Origin of the sequence: Hymenobacter qilianensis, from assembly GCF_014489555.1 — a bacterium.
In the GTDB taxonomy this organism is placed as follows: domain Bacteria; phylum Bacteroidota; class Bacteroidia; order Cytophagales; family Hymenobacteraceae; genus Hymenobacter; species Hymenobacter qilianensis.
In genome coordinates this window covers 4,389,517-4,405,982 of record NZ_CP060784.1, presented here as the reverse complement: position 1 = coordinate 4,405,982, position 16,466 = coordinate 4,389,517, and the positions used below count along the sequence as shown (strand labels likewise).

Below are 16,466 nucleotides of genomic sequence, written 5' to 3'. Positions count from 1 at the left end.
TGGTTAAATGGCCTTGGGCTAAATGGCTGATCATTCTGCTGGCACCAATACGGCCGCAACGATCAACCATTTAACTCAAGGCCATTTAGCAATTCAAGCAATGAAGAAATCTGAAATTCGCTTTAGTATTGCCCTCGACGATCAGAAAGTGCCGGAAGCCATCAGCTGGCAGGCCACCGATGCTGGTCCCGATATTCACTTCGCCAAAGCCATCAATATCGCTCTCTGGGACCGTGACGAGCGGGGCACGATGAAAATCGACCTCTGGACCAAGGAAATGCCCGTTGATGAGATGAAGCGCTTCTATGTGGATACCATCGGGGCAATGGCCGAAAGCATTACTACAGCTACCAACGACAAGGTTATGGCCGCCAAAATGCAGGAGCTGTGCCGTACGCTTATGCAGCATCTGGAGGAAGAGGAAAGCAAAAGCAAGTAGGCTGCTTCCATACATATCATAAAAAAGCCCCCAGAAAGATTCTGGGGGCTTTTTTATAGTAGAAACCGGGTGTTACCTGTTACCCGAGCTTGAAGCAGAACGAGTAGGGGTGGTTGTTTTGGCCGGGCCAATGGTAGCACCTTTACTATTCGCTGGTAGCGGGTTCTTCACCGAATTCACGAAAAGGAAGTCGGAAGCGGTAGCCGCATAGTCTTTATCATACTTATAAAAAGAGCTACGAGAGCTATAGTAGTCGCTGTATTGGTTGGTAGACAAAACTGCGGTTAACTCTTTGTCGCGCTCTTTGCACACCCCTTTGCACTTTTCTTCAATAAGAGCGGGGTTGCCGGCGTGCTGCTGCTCGATGGCGGCCATCTTAGCAACTTTATCTTCGTTAATGGCGCGCAGCTTAGTGGCCTGATAGCCATTAAGGCGCAACTCCTTAGCCATCTGATCGGAGAGGCGTTGGGCACGCTCCTGCACGGCGTTCAGTCGTGGGGTGGGGCGGGTCTGGTCCTGAGGCATAGCGGCGACAGGCTTCTGTTGAGCCTGCGCACCGAGAGCAACGGTGAGAGCCAGGGTAGCGGTGGCAAGTTTCTTTCTCATCAGTGTCAGTCGTTTATCAGCTCCTAAATCAATCATTACCGGTCGGAACAGCATAAAGCTTACGACAACGGTTGTGTATGATAGTAACGAAAAACTGTGCCAGTGGGTTCAGCCCTTACCGCGCGAAGCAGCGCTATTAGCCAAATTTTTATTTTCATTATACAGTAAGCGCACCGGTATAACTACTTGTTTGGCCCGGGTATTTCAAGCCTTTCTTACCATTCGTTTTTCCACATCATCGACTCAACGGGCTTATCGGTGCGCTCATTGTACTTGGCGTTGGCTTTGCGATTGTAGAAGGTCTGCACGTCGCCCTGCACTGCAAAATAGATAAGCTGACCGATGGGCATGCCGGGATAAACGCGCACCTGTTGGGTCACGGATATCTCAAGCGTCCAGGTGTTGCAGAAGCCGACGTCGCCCTTGCCGGCAGTGGCGTGAATATCGATGCCCAGACGGCCTACGCTGGATTTGCCTTCCAGAAACGGCACCTGCGCGTGGCTTTCCGTGTACTCCTCCGTTACGCCCAGATAAAGAGTGCCGGGCTGAAGCACGAAGCCCTCAGCGGGCATTTCAAACACGTCAATCTTATTGTGAGCGCGAGCGTCGAGTACAGCATCGCGGTACGTGGCCAGGTAGCGGCCCAGGTGCACGTCGTACGAATTGGTCCCTAAGCAAGCCCGATCATAGGGCTCAATGACGATATTGCCCCGCTCTATTTCGGCCAGGATCTGCTGATCAGTAAGAATCATGTTTTAAGAAATAAAATGGATAAACAGCTAAGAAGCAGTTCGATGGCTGGTATTCGCTCACCGCTTAAAGCGTCATAGCTGTTAATTGTCTTCCTCTTCGTAGCGGTCTTCGGGTAGGTCCATCGCATCACGGCGCGGTGTGCGGCGCTGGGCCTGTGGGTCTATCTGGTCGGCTAGTCCGTCGAGGCGGGCGCGAAGATCGGGCAGCACACTCACGATAAGGTAGACCAGCAGCAGGGTAGACGTGCCGGCCAGCAGCAGGGTAAAGTAATCAACCCAATCGTGGCGCGCGGGGCTATCGGTAGTATTGGTGTGCGTAGCAGAAGCAGTTTCCTGCACTCCGGCTTCGGGCTGCGGGGCGGGGTCTTCGAGCGGCTCAGCGGGTGCTGTCGCTTCCGGATCGGCATCAACATCGGCGGGAGGCACAGCCGCGCCGTCAGCCGCCAGGTCTTCCGGGGCCGGATCTTCGGAGGCGTTAAATTGGGCAGTAGATTGTTTGATGATCCGCTGCAAAGACCGGATGAGGGCTACACGCTCATCGCGGGGCAGCACGCGGATAAAGAACTCAAAGTTCTTGTCAATGAGGACGGAGTTGAGCTGCTTTTGAAACTCGGCCAAGTCGCGGCGACCCTTGCCAAAACGGTTCTTAAAGCGCTCGGATACGTCGTTGTAGTTTTGGAACAGCTTCTTCAGGTCAGCGTTATTGTTGAAGTCGTCAAACTCGCGTCGGGCCTGATAGGTACGGAGCGTAACCGGAAACTTGCGCCGGGTAAACGACTTGTCGTACACGGTCTCCATGGTACGAAAGTTTAGCTCATCAATGCTTCGGTCGAACAAGCGCTTATTGGCCTCCGCGGGCGTCTGGGCTTGTGCCATTTGGGAAGCAGGCAAGAGCAGGCACCACAACACAAATAAGGAAGAAAAGAGACGAAGTTGGGCCATAAGAGGAGCTACAGTTTGGCCGCAAAGGTAACTGCTAGCTCATGGCTACGATAGAATAAGGCAATATTTGAGCAAAATGCGCTCGATCAAACGGAATAAGCCGCGCATGTAGTGAGGCCTAGGACCGTCTCTGGCTGTTGCAGCCGGAGCCGATGTCATGTTTAATGTTCTTCCCATAACCTCAACCTGCACCATTGGCTACTAAAAAAGCCCCCCAGATCCTTTCTGGGGGCTTTTTTGTCTTACAAATCGTTCGTTTACAAGCCGTGTGCTTCCCGCATAGACTCCTGACAGGCTGTGAGATACACATCAACCAGCTCGTCGGTGATGGCAGTGCTCACAAACAGCGCTTCGTATTGGGCCGGCGCCAGGTAGATGCCCCGCCGCAGCATTGCCTGGAAGTAGCGACCAAATGCCTCGGTGTCTGAGGTTTTGGCGTCCTCCAAATTGTGAACTGGTTTGTCTGTAAAAAATACGCTGAACATAGAGCCAACGCGGTTGACGGTATAGTTCAGGCCGAGGTCGGCGGCAATCTGCCGGGTGCCGTCAGCAAGGCGGGCGGTGATGCGGTCGAGCTCGGTATACAGGTCAGGGTTTTGCTGCAGATAGGTTAACTGAGCAATACCAGCAGCCGTTGCAATGGGGTTGCCAGAAAGCGTGCCGGCCTGATACACTTTGCCAGCGGGCGCTACATTATCCATAATATCCTGACGGCCACCGTAAGCGCCAACCGGCATGCCGCCGCCAATGATTTTGCCCAGCGTCGTCATGTCAGGCTTGATGCCGTACAGCTCCTGCGCCCCGCCGCGGGCAAGGCGGAAGCCGGTCATCACTTCATCAAAAATCAGGACGATGCCGTGCTCAGTGCACAGGTCGCGCAGGGCTTGCAGATAGCCTTCGGCCGGTGCTACCAAGCCCATATTGCCGACCACCGGCTCCAGAATAAGCGCCGCCACCTGGCCCGCGTTTGCCTCAATGGCCTGGCGGACGGCCTCGGTATCGTTGTAAGGAACGGTGATGGTATCGCGGGCCACGCCGGCGGTTACGCCCGGCGAATCGGGTGTGCCCAGGGTGAGGGCACCGCTGCCGGCCGCAATAAGGAAGGAATCGCCATGGCCGTGGTAGCAGCCCTCAAACTTGATGATCTTGTCGCGCCCTGTGTAGCCGCGCGCCACGCGGATGGCCGACATGGTGGCCTCCGTACCCGAGTTCACCAGCCGCACTTTTTCAATGCTGGGCACCATGGCTTTAATCAGCTCGGCCATTTCCACCTCACGCTGCGTAGGCGCGCCAAACGACAGCGAGCTGGGAATAGCTTTTTGAACTGCCTCCACTACAACTTGTGGCGCATGGCCCAATATCATTGGCCCCCAGGAGTTTATAAAATCTAGATACTTGTTGCCATCCACATCTGTAAGCCAGGCGCCCTGCGCCGACTGCATAAATACCGGATGACCACCTACGGCCCGAAAGGCTCGTACCGGCGAATTAACACCGCCGGGAATATGGTTCTTGGCGCGTGAAAAAAGAGCTTCGCTAGTGGTAAGCGTAAGCTCGGGAGCAGGAGAGAGGGAGGTTGAATTCATAGAGATAAAACAGAGAACAGGCGTAAAAGTCTAGTGAAAGTGAGGCGAATACAGGTGCTGGGCTTAACGGCCGCCTACCGGGTTCTGCACTTCTACCTCTAGTCGCTCAAGCTTGATAAGCGGTACGTATTGATTGTCGTGGGCACCATTTGGGTAGCCAATACCCTGGAATAGCGGGCCCGAAACCGGACCTGACGTAGCCAAGCCTTGTTGAAATGCAGGGCCATGCTGATGTAGCTGATGACCGAAGTAATACAGCAACTCAAACCCCGAGTGGGCAAACACGCTGGGGGCAAATTGTGGCGCTGCACATACAGCTGGCGAAAGCGCCGCACCCCAAAACTAGTCGGGTCAAGGTACTTGCGATGAATCAGATACACGTCGCGCGCATCGAGGCGGCTGGGGCTCACCGACGGATTTTCCAGCCACGAGCCGTAGGTAATAAGCGGTAGTTGGGAAGTCTGGGCTTGCAGATGCTTGAGGGTATACGCCCCGGCCTTCCGATTGTCGGAGGCAACAACTAAATGACCGAGAGTAGTGAGGTCGACGCCCGTAAAGCCGGCCTCTAATGACTCTTCCAGGTTGGAGTTAAGGCGCCGTAGCACCTGCACTTTGCCCCCCAGCGCTTCATAAGCTGTCTTATAAGCCTGAGCGAAGGCCAGATCGTCGCTGGTGTCTTCGTGCAGGACAGCCGCCGTGCGGCCGCTGAAGGTGCGAAAGGCATACTGAGCGGCTACCTGAGCCTGGGTCGCCATACTGGGCTCAAACAGATAATGCCAGTTGTTGCTGATGATCAGGTTGCCATCCTGCGAAAGCGGATTGATGGTAATAATCTGACGCTGTTGGGCATAGCGCGCCAGCAGCTTGCTGCCCGACTTATATATCGGTCCGATGATCATGTCCATGCCGGCTAGCTCGGGCAAGGCCAGCACCTGCTTGAGTTGAATGGTATCGGCGCCGGTGTCGTAGGCAAAAAGCTGAACGGGCCGGCCTTCGCGCTGCAAGGAATCCTGGGCGAGAAGCAAGCCTGCGTAAAGGTCCGTAACAAACTGATTGCGACGCACTTTCTCCCAGCTTGGATCATTAAACTCGAAGGGCAGCAGCACTGCTACTCGGTAAATGGCCTTCTTTTGGGCCTGAGGAATAGCAGAGTAACGGGCCCGGTCGAGGGAAAAATCCTTGATTAATTGCTCCAGAACGGGCTTGTCGGCCTCCGTATACCAACCGCCGGCTATCAGCTTGTCGGCATAAGCCCGACCTACGGCGGCATCTTTGGGATAGCGCTGCAATAGGTTCTGAAACAGCGCTTTGTCCTGAATTCGAGCCAGATAGGTAGCCTTTATGACGTCCTGCTCGGCGGCAAGCGTCTTGTTCGGAATCTGTTCGAGCACCTGCAAAGCATTGTCGGGCTCGCCCTGCTCAAACGACACCTGCGCTTGCAGGAACATGGCTTCGGGTAGATTCTCCCACTTATTATACTCGGCCCGAATCAAATTGAGCATTTGCTCCGCCTCCGCCCACTTTTTAGCACGGGTGGCAGCTACCGCATACAAGTAAGCAGCCTCAGCACCACGCTCAAAGCGGGCGGCTGGGGCGTAAGGGGTGCCAGCTCCTGCATCGCCAGGTCGTAGCGGCCCTGATCGAGCAGCACCTTGCCGTTCTGGTAGCGCGTGTTCTGATCGGAGGAGTTGAGATTGGCAGGTAAGGCGGGGCGGGGCTTGGCTGTGGCCGTCTTTGGGGCCGTGGGGGGCAATTTGCGGGCCGCAGATGATGGCGTTGGTTTAGTGGTAGTTATGGCCTTGGTGGAGGCAGTGCTGGTGGGCTGGGGGCTTTTGTGGTTGCTGGCTTCGTACTAGCTGGTTTGCTGGCCGGCCGGGCTGCCGTCGTCGTCTGGGCGAATAGGGGCACTGCGGTCAGCCAGCTAAAACAACACAGGCAGGCAATGAAGCGAAGAGAGTACAGATGCCTCATAGAGGAGGGGCAATGGAATAAAGAGGGAGAGAAAAGGCGGCAGTGAGCGATGCTTGCGTGCGCCATACAAAGGTACGCAGGATCGGCGGGGATGATATCGGCCCGGAGCCGCTTACGTCCGGCTGATTTACTGCTGGGGCCGCTGGGGGCAAATCATTGAATATTCGCAGAGCAGCCCGCGCGAGCAATTGCTTAGGCCATACACGCTTGTGTTTCGGACTCGTGTCTTATCTTTAGCAAGTGCGCACGGCTCGGCTATACCCAAGCGCCGCACTTGGTCGTTACGGTATTTCTCTCATCGCTTCGCCTGCTTATGCCTGTTTCTCTGCCTCAGCTCCCCTCAGCCACTCATCTGCGCCAACGTCTTGGGCTGCTGTTTGTGCTGGGCGCATCCATTACCCTGAGCGTCGTGCTGATTACGTTTCGGGTATTCATGACGCAGGAGCTGACGTTTGTGTTTCTGCTCTGGAACCTGTTTCTGGCCTTAATTCCCTTCGGGCTCAGCACGATGCTCGGCCTGGCGGCCGGGCCGGTTCGGCGGCGTCTGCTACTGCCGACTGGCGCCGTCTGGCTGCTATTTTTTCCGAACGCGCCCTACATTCTCACCGACTTATTTCATCTGGCCCAGCGTCCCGGCGTGCCCTATTGGTACGACCTGGCCTTGATCCTGACCTGTGCCTGGAACGGATTAATGCTGGCTTACGCATCCCTTATTGAGATGCAAGGCTTGGTGCGCCGCCGCATGGGCACGGTCGTCGGCTGGGGCTTTGCCACGGCGGCGATTGTGTTGAGCAGCTTCGGGATTTATCTGGGCCGCTACCTGCGCTGGAACAGCTGGGATATATTTATGAATCCGCTCACGCTCTTCTACGACATCCTCAACCGGGTGCTGCACCCCATGGCTCACCCGCGCACTTACGGCGTCACTGTTCTCTTTTCCGCGTTCCTGCTGCTGGGTTATATCACAGTTCGCCAGCTCGCGGGTATGCATAGAGAAGAGCAGGAGCGCTAAACAACTTTTACGGCAAAATTTCTGGTTTACCTGCTGTTCTCTATAACATAGAAAACAATGAATATTCGCGTTATTTGGTAGCGCTGATTTCGCGCTTTCCATGAAACTGCCTTCTCTGCAGCGCCTCGTGCGCGAAGCTGCCCGCGTGGTGCGTCGCTTTCCCCTCACGCTGTTGTGCGCATTGATATTGTGCGCCGCTGGTATCTATGCCCAGCGTCTGGATGACTTCGAAAAAAACTTGCCTGAATGGCTTTTTCCGCTGATTTCGGCGTCGGTGCTGGGGCTCACGCTTACGCTGAGCGTCAGTTTGGCCGGTGAGCGCTACCATTGGCCTCGTTGGCTGAAACTCTTAACGCAAGCCGGAGCTATACTGCTTCTAGCGGTTTGGTACACCCTATGTCCGCCCGAACCAGACCTGGTTTGGGGACTGCGGCTGCTACTGATGCTAATTGGGATGCACCTGTTGGTAGCTGTATCGCCCTATTTACTCGAACTGCGCCGGCAAGCTGATACCCCTGGGTTCTGGCGCTACAATGAGACACTGTTCATCCGCATTCTGACGGCGGGCGTGTATTCGGGTGTATTGTTTGTTGGCTGCTCGCTGGCTCTGGTGGCGGTTGATAACTTGTTTGATGTCGATATTGATAACAAGGTTTACCCTCACTTATTCACGGTGTTGGGTACGATATTCAATACTTGGTTCTTCCTGGCTGGCGTGCCCGAAGACTTTGAGGCGTTGGAGCAGGAAGCGACTTATCCAAAGGAACTGAAGCTCTTTACTCAATTCGTGCTCTTGCCCTTGGTAGTCTTGTACCTAGTCATCCTTTACGCTTACATGGCCCGGATTCTGGGGTTGTGGGAGCTGCCAAAAGGGTGGGTATCCACGCTAATACTGGCGCTAGCCGTGGCGGGTATTTTCGCTTTGTTGCTCATCCATCCCATCCGCGACAATGCCGAAAACACCTGGATTCGCACATTCGCACGTTGGTTTTATTGGTCTTTGTTTCCGCTGTTGGGGCTGTTGGTTGTGGCCATTGGTACACGTATTCGCGCCTATGGAATCACGGAGGAGCGGTATCTGGTGCTGGCCCTGGCCGCCTGGCTCACCATAATCACCATTTACTTTCTGGTGCGGCAGGGGCGGGGCATCATCTGGATTCCTGCCTCCTTGGCCGTCGTTGCGTTTTTGTCGGCTGGCGGCCCCTGGGGGCTTTTTCGGTGGCCGAGCGTAGCCAGTTGGCCCAACTGCGCGAGGTTAGCGAGGAGTACAAGCTGCTGCAAAATGGTAAGCTTGATAGTGCTGGTCAGCGCGTTGCCGAGTTGCCCAAGGAAGCAGGTAAGCGTATCACGTCTATTTTTGACTTCTTCGCTGAGCGTAATAATCTGGATGCCGTGCAGCCCTTTTTTACCGCTTCGCTCGTCACGCCCGATTCGTTGCAGGGCAAACATTTGGAAAGGCGCGATTGGCAGCAGCAACGGTTGTTTGACGTGAGCGGGTTGGAAAGAGTAGACTATCACGAAACCGAAACGACCAAAGATCAAGGCCAAAACCTCTATTTTGAGCCTGTCGAATCTCATGTGACGGTTCTTGGGCCTGGATATTACTGGCTACGCAACATAAACAGCTACAGGAACCGCGAGAGCCACATAAAGAGACGCATAAATGGTAGCGCGGCGCTTGATACGTTTAAGCTGGCTGAAGGCACATTTCGGTTGCGCCATACCAAAACCGGCCGCTATATTTATCTGGAGCGCCTTACTCAGCCGAATCGTTGGCAGTCAATCCTCTCCGTATCGCCAGCTGGCTTCGCCGACTCATTGGCTCGCAACAGACAACAGGGTGGCTATGAAAATGTACAACTCCCAACTCTCAGCCTTACAGCTTCTAGTGCCACAATGCAGCTACGCGTATTGTTTACTTACATCCGCCGAGAGCAGAAACCGAAGCAACCGCCTACCTACTATTACGCCGCCGACGCTATCCTAACATTCAAACAGCCTTCTCAAGAGGAATAAAAAAGCCCCCAGCAATTCATCTGGGGGCTTTTTTATTCCTCTTGAGAAGGCTGTTTGAATAGATTAAATAATTAACGATCAGATACTTGTGAATGATGTGTTTGAGTAATTATTATACCCAAAACCAAAAAAAATAAAAGAATACCAGCTGCAAGGTTTATCAAAAAGCAGATCACTAAGAGAACCCGTTTCCATAGGGGTTGTGGCGGAGGCCACTTTAATCCTGGCCAACTTAACCATAAGCAAAAGGCAACTACAATCACAGTTGCGAATGGGATAAGGAACTGTGGATTTCTCATAGGACGTTAATAAAGCAAAAGCCGCTTCGGGTTACCGAAGCGGCTTTTGCTTTATTAACGTCCTATTTATTCCCACTCAATGGTAGCGGGCGGCTTCGAGCTAATGTCGTACACCACGCGGTTGATGCCGCGCACCTGGTTGATGATTTTGTTCGAGACGTGGGCCAGAAAGTCATAGGGGAGGTGGGCCCAGTCGGCGGTCATACCGTCTACGCTGGTCACCGCGCGCAGGGCTACTACCTGCTCGTAGGTGCGCTCATCGCCCATTACGCCCACGCTCTGAATGGGCAAAAGCATCACGCCCGCCTGCCAGATTTTGTCGTAGAGGCCATACTCACGTAGCGAATCAATGAAGATGGCATCAGCTTTCTGCAATAGCAGTACTTTCTGGGGCGTGATGTCGCCGAGGATGCGGATAGCCAAACCAGGACCGGGGAAAGGGTGCCGGTTCAGGATATCGGGGGGCAAATTTAGGGCCGCGCCCACTTCGCGCACCTCGTCTTTGAACAGCATGCGCAACGGTTCCACTACTTTCAGGTTCATCAGCTCCGGCAGGCCGCCCACGTTGTGGTGACTTTTGATCGTCACGGCCGGCCCCTTCACCGACACCGATTCAATCACGTCGGGGTAGATAGTGCCCTGGGCCAGCCAGGTAGCGCCTTCTACTTTTTTAGCTTCGCGCTCAAATACCTCAATAAAGGTGCGGCCGATGGCTTTGCGCTTTAGCTCGGGATCAGAGAGGCCGGCGAGCGCCGAATAGAACTCCTGCGAAGCATCCACGCCGCGCACGTTTAGGCCCAGCACTTCATAGGCCTGCAATACGCCTTCGTACTCGTCTTTACGCAGCAGGCCGTTATCCACGAAAATGCCGTGCAGACGCGGCCCGATGGCTTCGTGCAGCAGCAAAGCTGCCACTGAGGAATCGACGCCGCCGGATAAGCCCAGAATCACCTGATCGGTTTCGCCGATGGTGTGCTGCAAGGCCGCCACCATGCTGCTCACAAAGTGCTCCGGCGTCCAGCTTTGGTCGCAGCCGCAGATATCGACCACAAAGTTGCGCATCAGCGTTTTGCCTTGGGTAGAATGCGTTACCTCGGGGTGAAACTGAATGCCGTAAGTGGGCTGGCCAGCAATATGATACGCGGCTACGTCTACCTCGTGTGTGCTGGCAATAATCTCGTAGCCGGGGGGCAACGTTTGAATAGTATCGCCGTGCGACATCCACACCTGCGATTCGAGGCTTAGCTCCCGCATAAGCGGGCTGCTCCGGTCAAGGTGACTGATGCGGGCGCGGCCGTACTCGCGGATGGTAGCGGGCAATACTTCGCCGCCGCCCTGCTGAGCCAGCAGCTGCGCGCCGTAGCACACGCCCAGCACCGGCACGTGGCCCAGGTATTGGCTCAAATCGGGGTTGGGAGAGTCAGGGTCGCGCACGGAGCAGGGCGAGCCCGAAAGCACCACGCCCCGGATATCCTCAGTGAGGGCCGGGGCGTGCGTGTAGGGATGAATCTCGCAGTAGACGTTCAGCTCGCGAATGCGTCGGGCAATGAGCTGCGTGTACTGGGAGCCGAAATCAAGAATCAGAATCTGTTGGGGCATGGGCAAAGGTAAGGAGGCCAACGCGAGCCTGCAAAATCAGTAGGGGGCTATTATGCAGGCTGAAGTAGAACTGTTTTGTGCATCCGCCCGATTTATGGCTGTTAAATGCCTGTTATCCCCAATCTGAAGTGGTTGATACTCTGTGGTTAGCTGCTTCAGCGTAAAATAATCAGGACAATTGGCTTCATCTGCCGAATCTGTAGTCTATCTTTGCAACGGCGAGTCAGAACGACCAGCTCCTGCTGAACTCCCCCAGGACCGGAAGGTAGCAAGGGTAGGCGGTTGAGCGGTGCGATTTTGGCTCGCTTTTTTTTGCCCATGCCCCAACGAAACCCAGTGCCGCGTTTGCCGGCAATTGGGTAGCTTTGGGGCATTCTCTTGTAATAACCTACCGCATGAAATTCTTTATTGATACCGCTAACCTGCGCGAAATTCAGGAAGCCGTAGAGCTTGGTGTACTGGACGGCGTGACTACCAACCCATCATTGATGGCCAAAGAGGGCATCAAAGGTATGGACAACATTATGGCCCACTACCGGCAGATCTGCGAGATGGTAGATGGCGACGTGTCGGCCGAAGTTATCGGTATCACCTTCGAGGATATGGTGCGCGAGGGCGAGATGTTTGCCGAACTGCACCCTAACATCGTGGTGAAAGTGCCCATGACCCGCGACGGGGTGAAAGCCATCAAGCACTTCTCGGAAAAAGGCATCAAAACCAATTGCACCCTGATTTTCTCGGCCGGGCAAGCGCTGCTCGCCGCTAAAGCCGGGGCTACCTACGTATCGCCCTTCGTGGGCCGCTTAGACGATATCGGGCACGATGGACTGGTGCTGGTGCAGCAGATAGTGGATATTTTCAGCAACTACGGCTACCCAACGCAGGTGCTGGCCGCGTCGGTGCGCCACGTGCCGCACCTGATTCAGTGCGCCGAAATCGGGGCTGACGTGGTGACTTGTCCGCTCAACGTTATTACCGGCTTGCTTAATCATCCGCTGACCGACAAAGGACTGGCCCAGTTTCTGGCCGATCATAAGAAGGTGAACGGATGATTTTTGAGGAATTAGAAGTCAGGAGCCAGCAGACAGGAGTAGTTCATATCTCCTTTTTTAGCTCCTGACTTCCAACTCCTGAATCCTAGCTTCTAGCTCCTCTCCATATGTACATCATCAAAGTAAAAGGCAAGGCCAAAATTCCGGACTACATTCAGCTCCGCGACGAGGAATTTGTGCTGATTGCGTACTTCCGCGCCGACCGCCCTTTGAAGGATTTGCACCGCTACGGGCTGGAAGGCAAGGAAACAGCCCTGGCCGGGGTGATTGCGGGTTTGGAATTTGGAAAGCTGCAAAAGCTGGAAGTCTGAGCTTTAGGCTTAAAAAAGCCCCCAGCCTTCGTATTCACTGAGTGGCCCGCCGTGGCAGCTCACTCAGATTCATTTCGCGTTATAGTTACTATGTCAGATTCCGCCGTACCCGTTGTTGAGCTCCACGACGCCTACATTATGCAGGACGTGAATACGGTACTGCAAAAAATTACCTTCACCCTCGAAAAAGGCGAGTTTGCTTATCTGGTCGGTCGGACAGGCTCGGGCAAAAGCTCGTTGCTTAAAACGCTGTACGCCGATCTGCCGCTGGGTGGGGGCGTGGGTACCGTGGCCGGTTTTCCATTGCAAAAGCTGAGCTCCGGCAAGGTGCCGTATCTGCGGCGCAAGCTGGGCATTATTTTCCAGGATTTTCAGCTGCTTTTCGACCGCACCGTAGCCGAAAACCTGATTTTTGTGCTAAAGGCAACGGGCTGGAGCGGGAAGGCCCGCATTCAGAATCGCTTGTCGGAAGTGCTGATGCGCGTGGGCCTGGCCAACTCGGCCAGCAAAATGCCCCACCAGCTTTCGGGTGGCGAGCAGCAGCGGGTAGTTATTGCCCGCGCTTTGCTCAACGAACCATTGCTGCTGCTGGCCGACGAACCTACCGGCAACCTCGACCCGGAAGTAGCGGCCGACATCATGCGCTTGTTCGTGGAAATCAACAATGCGGGCACGGCCGTGCTGATGGCTACGCACAACTACCAGATCATCCGGCAGTACCCGAAGCGGGTGCTGAAGTGCGAGAACGGGCAATTGATCGATTCAACTCAGGTTTCTTTCAAGCTGACCGAATAACGCCTTCTACAATTGCCATGTAGCAATGAGCAAGCGCACAATACCTGGTCATTGTTGATTGCTAAATGTTGATGGTCACATGCCCGGTCTGTCCATTCTGATTCCTGTTCATAACCGCGACGTTACCAGGCTAGTACAGTCGTTGGCCGGGCAGGCAATGGATTGGAAGGGGCCCGTAGAGATTATCTGTCTGGACGATGGCTCGCAGGAGCCTTGCCGCCTGCTCAACAGGGCGCTGATTGACTGGCCTTTGGTAACATATCGGGAATTGCCCCACAACATCGGGCGCTCCGCCGTGCGCAACCGCTTGGCTGCCAGTGCCAAGCAGCCTTGGCTTTTGTTGCTTGATAACAACGTACATCTGCCTGATTCTCGCTTTTTGGCTCGTTACGCCGCCGCCATTGTTCAGACGAAGGCCCCCGTGCTGGTGGGCGGCACCACGTATGAACCCACGTCGCCTACCGATACTGCCGCTTACCTGCGATGGCACTACGGGCGCTGTCGGGAGGCTTTTTCGGCGGCGGTGCGCCAGCAGACTGCGCATTCCCAGTTCAAGCTCAAGAATGTATTGATGCGGGCGGATGTGTTTGATCAGGTAAAACTGGACGAAACGCTCACGCGCTACGGGCATGAGGATACCAAGTTCGGCTGGCGCCTGCGGGCCGCCGGAATTGCCGTGCAGCATCTGGACAATCCGGTGTTGCACGATGGGCTGGAGGCTGGCGAGACATTCCTGCTCAACTCGCGCCAGGCCGTGCAGAACCTGGTGTATATGTACCGCAGGGAAGCGCTGGGCGCTGATACCAAGTTGCTGCGTGTAGCCTTACAGCTGCAACGCCTGGGCTTAGGAACGGCTACGCGTATCGCGTTAGCGCCAGTTGAGCCCCTGCTGAAGCGTCAGTTGCTGGGAAGTTCTCCCCAACTGCGCAACCTAGATATTCTGAAGCTGCTCTGGGCGCTGCGGGCATTGAAGTAATAAATACCCGCTAGTCCATAAAAAAGCCCCCAGAGAAACTCTGGGGGCTTTTTTTATTGAAAACATGGAAAGGATACTTAGTCGTTGTCGGTGTTTTTGACTTCCGACTTCACTTCTTTGTAGGCACCTTTCACGGCGGTGCCTACTTTCTTGCCGACTTTGGCCGCACCTTTACCAACATCTTTGCCGGTTTCCTTTACATCGGAGGCGGTGTTGCTGACGGCCTGGCCTACTTTGCTGCGCTCATCGGCCGTCTCGTCTTTCACTTCCTTGGCCTCGTCGCTCACGGCGTTGGCTCCCTGCGCGGCGCGGGCTTGGGTTTTATCCACCGACTTAAAGGCGGCGTACTTCAGCTTTTCCTTTTGAATAGCAGCCAGGTCATTGGCGCTGATGTCACCTTTTACAGCATCATACGCCTCATCCAGGGCCCGCCACTCGGCGTTGATGTTGCGCCAATCGTCGATGTCGTAGCGGTCCTCGTTCTGCTTGATCATCTGCGTGAAGTTCTCATACGTCTGACGCGCGTTGGCGGCAGTTAGCTGAGCAGCAGGGCTGGTAGGCTTGTAATATTTGCCCACCTTCATGGTGCCTGCCCCACTGGCTACACCCGTGGTAGCATCGGTGCCGCTGGCAGTATTGGTTTTATTGCGCCATGCCTGGTCGCGCTGGTCGTAGGCGGTGGTGTAGCGGGTCCGAAGCTGCTCGATTTCCTGACGGCGGGCCTCATCGTACTGATCGGCATACTGGTCTACGGCCGCCACTTTGGCATCGTAATCGGCCTTCATCTGCGTGGTTTCACGCTCATAATCGGCTTCGGCCTGATTGCTGGCCGCCTGTGCTTTAGCTTCCGATTCGGTGACGAAATTCTTGAAGTCGTTGTATGCCTGGTCGCTTCCCTGCGAAACTTCCGCGCGGTCTTGGCGCGAACAGCTGGCTTGCGAGAAAGTGATACCGCCAGCCATCAGCAAGAGGGCCAGGGTATGCATGGTTATTCGTTTCTTAAACATGGCAGTAGGGGGTTAGTTCTGAGGTGGAATGATCAGTGTGGAAGTCTGATCTTTGTTTGGCTAAACGCAAGCGCGCGGGTAGGGGTTGCATGCCCTAGGGGCTGCTAGTTTGGGGGTTGCAGCTATATTTGGTGCTTAGCGCCCACTCTTCATTCCCCTGCCCATTGCCCACCAATCTTGTGCCGCCCGCACCCATTCGCATGCTGGATCTGGCAGCTCAGCACGCCGCCCTTCAGCCTGCCCTCGGCGAGGCTATAAGCGTAGTGCTGCGGGAAGCAGAGTTTATCAATGGCCCGGCCGTAGCAGCCTTTGCCCAGGAGCTGAGCGCCGCCCTCGGTGGCCCGCACGTAATTCCCTGCGCCAACGGCACCGACGCGCTCCAGCTGGCGCTGATGAGCTTGAATTTGCCCCCCAACGCCGAAATTATTCTGCCCGCTTTTACTTATGTCGCCACCGCCGAAGCCGCCGCCGTGCTGGGCCTGCGGCCGATGTTCGTTGATGTACTGCCTACCACTTTCTGCCTCGATCCGGTGGCGGTGGAAGCTGCCATTACGCCGCGTACGGGAGCAGTACTAGCAGTGCATTTATTCGGGCAATGTGCTGATATGGAGGCGTTAATGCAGCTTTCAACGCGCCGCGGCATTCCGCTAATCGAAGACAACGCCCAGGCCATTGGCGCCATGTATCGATTTACCGATGGCGCCCAAGCCGCAGCCGGCACCATAGGAGAAGTAGGCACCACGTCGTTTTTTCCGGCCAAAAACCTTGGAGCCTTCGGCGACGGCGGCGCTGTTTTTACAAATGATGCTGCCCGCGCCGCCTTCCTGCGCCAGCTCGCCAACCACGGCCAAACCCGCAAGTACCACCACCAGCACATCGGCCTCAACTCCCGCCTCGATACGCTGCAAGCGGCCTTGCTCCGCGTAAAGTTGCCCCATCTGCCCGCCTGGACTGCCGCCCGCCAGCGCATCGCCGACCACTACGATGCGGCGCTGGGGGGCATTTCCGGCCTCCGCATTCCATACCGCGACCCGCAGAGCAGCCACGTGTTTCACCAATACACCCTAACCCTGGAAAATGCCCCCAGCGCGATGAGCTGCAAG

16 protein-coding genes, 1 other RNA gene and 1 pseudogene are annotated in these 16,466 nt (G+C 55.4%); 10 read left to right on the top strand and 8 right to left on the bottom strand.

Annotation, left to right across the window (positions count from 1 at the left end):
• Positions 1 to 100 precede the first annotated feature (100 nt).
• Complete coding sequence (gldC, locus tag H9L05_RS20000; protein ID WP_187732399.1) at positions 101 to 439, top strand: gliding motility protein GldC; 339 nt, start codon at positions 101 to 103, stop codon at positions 437 to 439.
• Between the two features lie 72 nt (positions 440 to 511).
• Here the strand turns inward: gldC and H9L05_RS19995 are convergent, their stop codons facing one another.
• The 6 genes from H9L05_RS19995 to H9L05_RS19970 form a co-directional block, all read right to left on the bottom strand.
• The gene (locus H9L05_RS19995; RefSeq protein WP_187732398.1) at positions 512 to 1,045 is read right to left on the bottom strand and encodes a hypothetical protein; all 534 of its coding nucleotides are present in this window, start codon (positions 1,043 to 1,045) and stop codon (positions 512 to 514) included.
• A gap of 215 nt (positions 1,046 to 1,260) precedes the next feature.
• On the bottom strand, positions 1,261 to 1,797 hold the full coding sequence (gene dcd, locus H9L05_RS19990; protein ID WP_187732397.1) for a dCTP deaminase: 537 nt from the start codon (positions 1,795 to 1,797) through the stop codon (positions 1,261 to 1,263).
• 81 nt (positions 1,798 to 1,878) lie between these two features.
• Positions 1,879 to 2,739: a hypothetical protein gene (locus H9L05_RS19985; RefSeq protein ID WP_187732396.1), complete on the bottom strand. Its 861-nt coding sequence runs from the start codon at positions 2,737 to 2,739 to the stop codon at positions 1,879 to 1,881.
• Positions 2,740 to 2,996: 257 nt separating this feature from the next.
• Positions 2,997 to 4,325 carry a glutamate-1-semialdehyde 2,1-aminomutase gene (hemL, locus tag H9L05_RS19980; protein ID WP_187732395.1) on the bottom strand — a complete coding sequence of 443 codons (1,329 nt, stop codon included), beginning with the start codon at positions 4,323 to 4,325 and terminating at the stop codon, positions 2,997 to 2,999.
• A gap of 98 nt (positions 4,326 to 4,423) precedes the next feature.
• Entirely contained in the window at positions 4,424 to 5,878 is a 1,455-nt protein-coding gene (locus H9L05_RS19975) for an ABC transporter substrate-binding protein (protein WP_187732394.1), read from the bottom strand.
• A complete protein-coding gene (locus H9L05_RS19970; protein WP_187732393.1) occupies positions 5,866 to 6,078 on the bottom strand; it encodes a hypothetical protein in 213 nt (70 codons plus the stop codon). Before H9L05_RS19970 ends, H9L05_RS19975 begins: the two co-directional genes overlap by 13 nt.
• A 531-nt stretch (positions 6,079 to 6,609) precedes the next feature.
• On the opposite strand from H9L05_RS19970, the gene H9L05_RS19965 reads away from it, so the two are divergent.
• The 3 genes from H9L05_RS19965 (at position 6,610) to H9L05_RS19955 (ending at position 9,324) form a co-directional block, all read left to right on the top strand.
• On the top strand, positions 6,610 to 7,308 hold the full coding sequence (locus H9L05_RS19965; protein ID WP_187732392.1) for a DUF1361 domain-containing protein: 699 nt from the start codon (positions 6,610 to 6,612) through the stop codon (positions 7,306 to 7,308).
• A gap of 100 nt (positions 7,309 to 7,408) precedes the next feature.
• Complete coding sequence (locus tag H9L05_RS19960) at positions 7,409 to 8,800, top strand: DUF4153 domain-containing protein (RefSeq protein WP_187732391.1); 1,392 nt, start codon at positions 7,409 to 7,411, stop codon at positions 8,798 to 8,800.
• Positions 8,743 to 9,324 carry a hypothetical protein gene (locus tag H9L05_RS19955; protein ID WP_187732390.1) on the top strand — a complete coding sequence of 194 codons (582 nt, stop codon included), beginning with the start codon at positions 8,743 to 8,745 and terminating at the stop codon, positions 9,322 to 9,324. The genes H9L05_RS19960 and H9L05_RS19955 overlap by 58 nt, the downstream gene beginning before the upstream one ends.
• Positions 9,325 to 9,689: 365 nt before the next feature.
• Here H9L05_RS19955 and guaA read toward each other — a convergent pair whose 3' ends face one another.
• Positions 9,690 to 11,222: a glutamine-hydrolyzing GMP synthase gene (gene guaA / locus H9L05_RS19950; RefSeq protein WP_187732389.1), complete on the bottom strand. Its 1,533-nt coding sequence runs from the start codon at positions 11,220 to 11,222 to the stop codon at positions 9,690 to 9,692.
• 215 nt (positions 11,223 to 11,437) lie between these two features.
• On the opposite strand from guaA, the gene ffs reads away from it, so the two are divergent.
• The 5 genes from ffs to H9L05_RS19925 all read left to right on the top strand — a co-directional run bounded on the left by ffs (position 11,438) and on the right by H9L05_RS19925 (position 14,356).
• Positions 11,438 to 11,534, top strand: an RNA gene (gene ffs, locus H9L05_RS19945) — signal recognition particle sRNA small type.
• Positions 11,535 to 11,617: 83 nt separating this feature from the next.
• Complete coding sequence (gene fsa, locus H9L05_RS19940) at positions 11,618 to 12,274, top strand: fructose-6-phosphate aldolase (RefSeq protein ID WP_187311237.1); 657 nt, start codon at positions 11,618 to 11,620, stop codon at positions 12,272 to 12,274.
• Between the two features lie 107 nt (positions 12,275 to 12,381).
• The gene (locus H9L05_RS19935) at positions 12,382 to 12,585 is read left to right on the top strand and encodes a fructose-6-phosphate aldolase (protein WP_133273275.1); all 204 of its coding nucleotides are present in this window, start codon (positions 12,382 to 12,384) and stop codon (positions 12,583 to 12,585) included.
• 90 nt (positions 12,586 to 12,675) lie between these two features.
• Positions 12,676 to 13,380 (top strand): cell division ATP-binding protein FtsE, encoded by a 705-nt coding sequence (locus H9L05_RS19930; protein ID WP_084447824.1) that lies wholly within the window; start codon positions 12,676 to 12,678, stop codon positions 13,378 to 13,380.
• Positions 13,381 to 13,459: 79 nt separating this feature from the next.
• Positions 13,460 to 14,356: a glycosyltransferase family 2 protein gene (locus H9L05_RS19925; protein WP_187732388.1), complete on the top strand. Its 897-nt coding sequence runs from the start codon at positions 13,460 to 13,462 to the stop codon at positions 14,354 to 14,356.
• Positions 14,357 to 14,433: 77 nt separating this feature from the next.
• Here the strand turns inward: H9L05_RS19925 and H9L05_RS19920 are convergent, their stop codons facing one another.
• Positions 14,434 to 15,363, bottom strand: a complete 930-nt coding sequence (locus H9L05_RS19920; RefSeq protein ID WP_187732387.1) for a hypothetical protein — start codon at positions 15,361 to 15,363, stop codon at positions 14,434 to 14,436.
• Positions 15,364 to 15,563: 200 nt separating this feature from the next.
• Here H9L05_RS19920 and H9L05_RS19915 point away from each other — a divergent pair.
• Positions 15,564 to 16,385: pseudogene (locus tag H9L05_RS19915) on the top strand (DegT/DnrJ/EryC1/StrS family aminotransferase); the annotation flags it as partial.
• Positions 16,386 to 16,466: the final 81 nt, after the last annotated feature.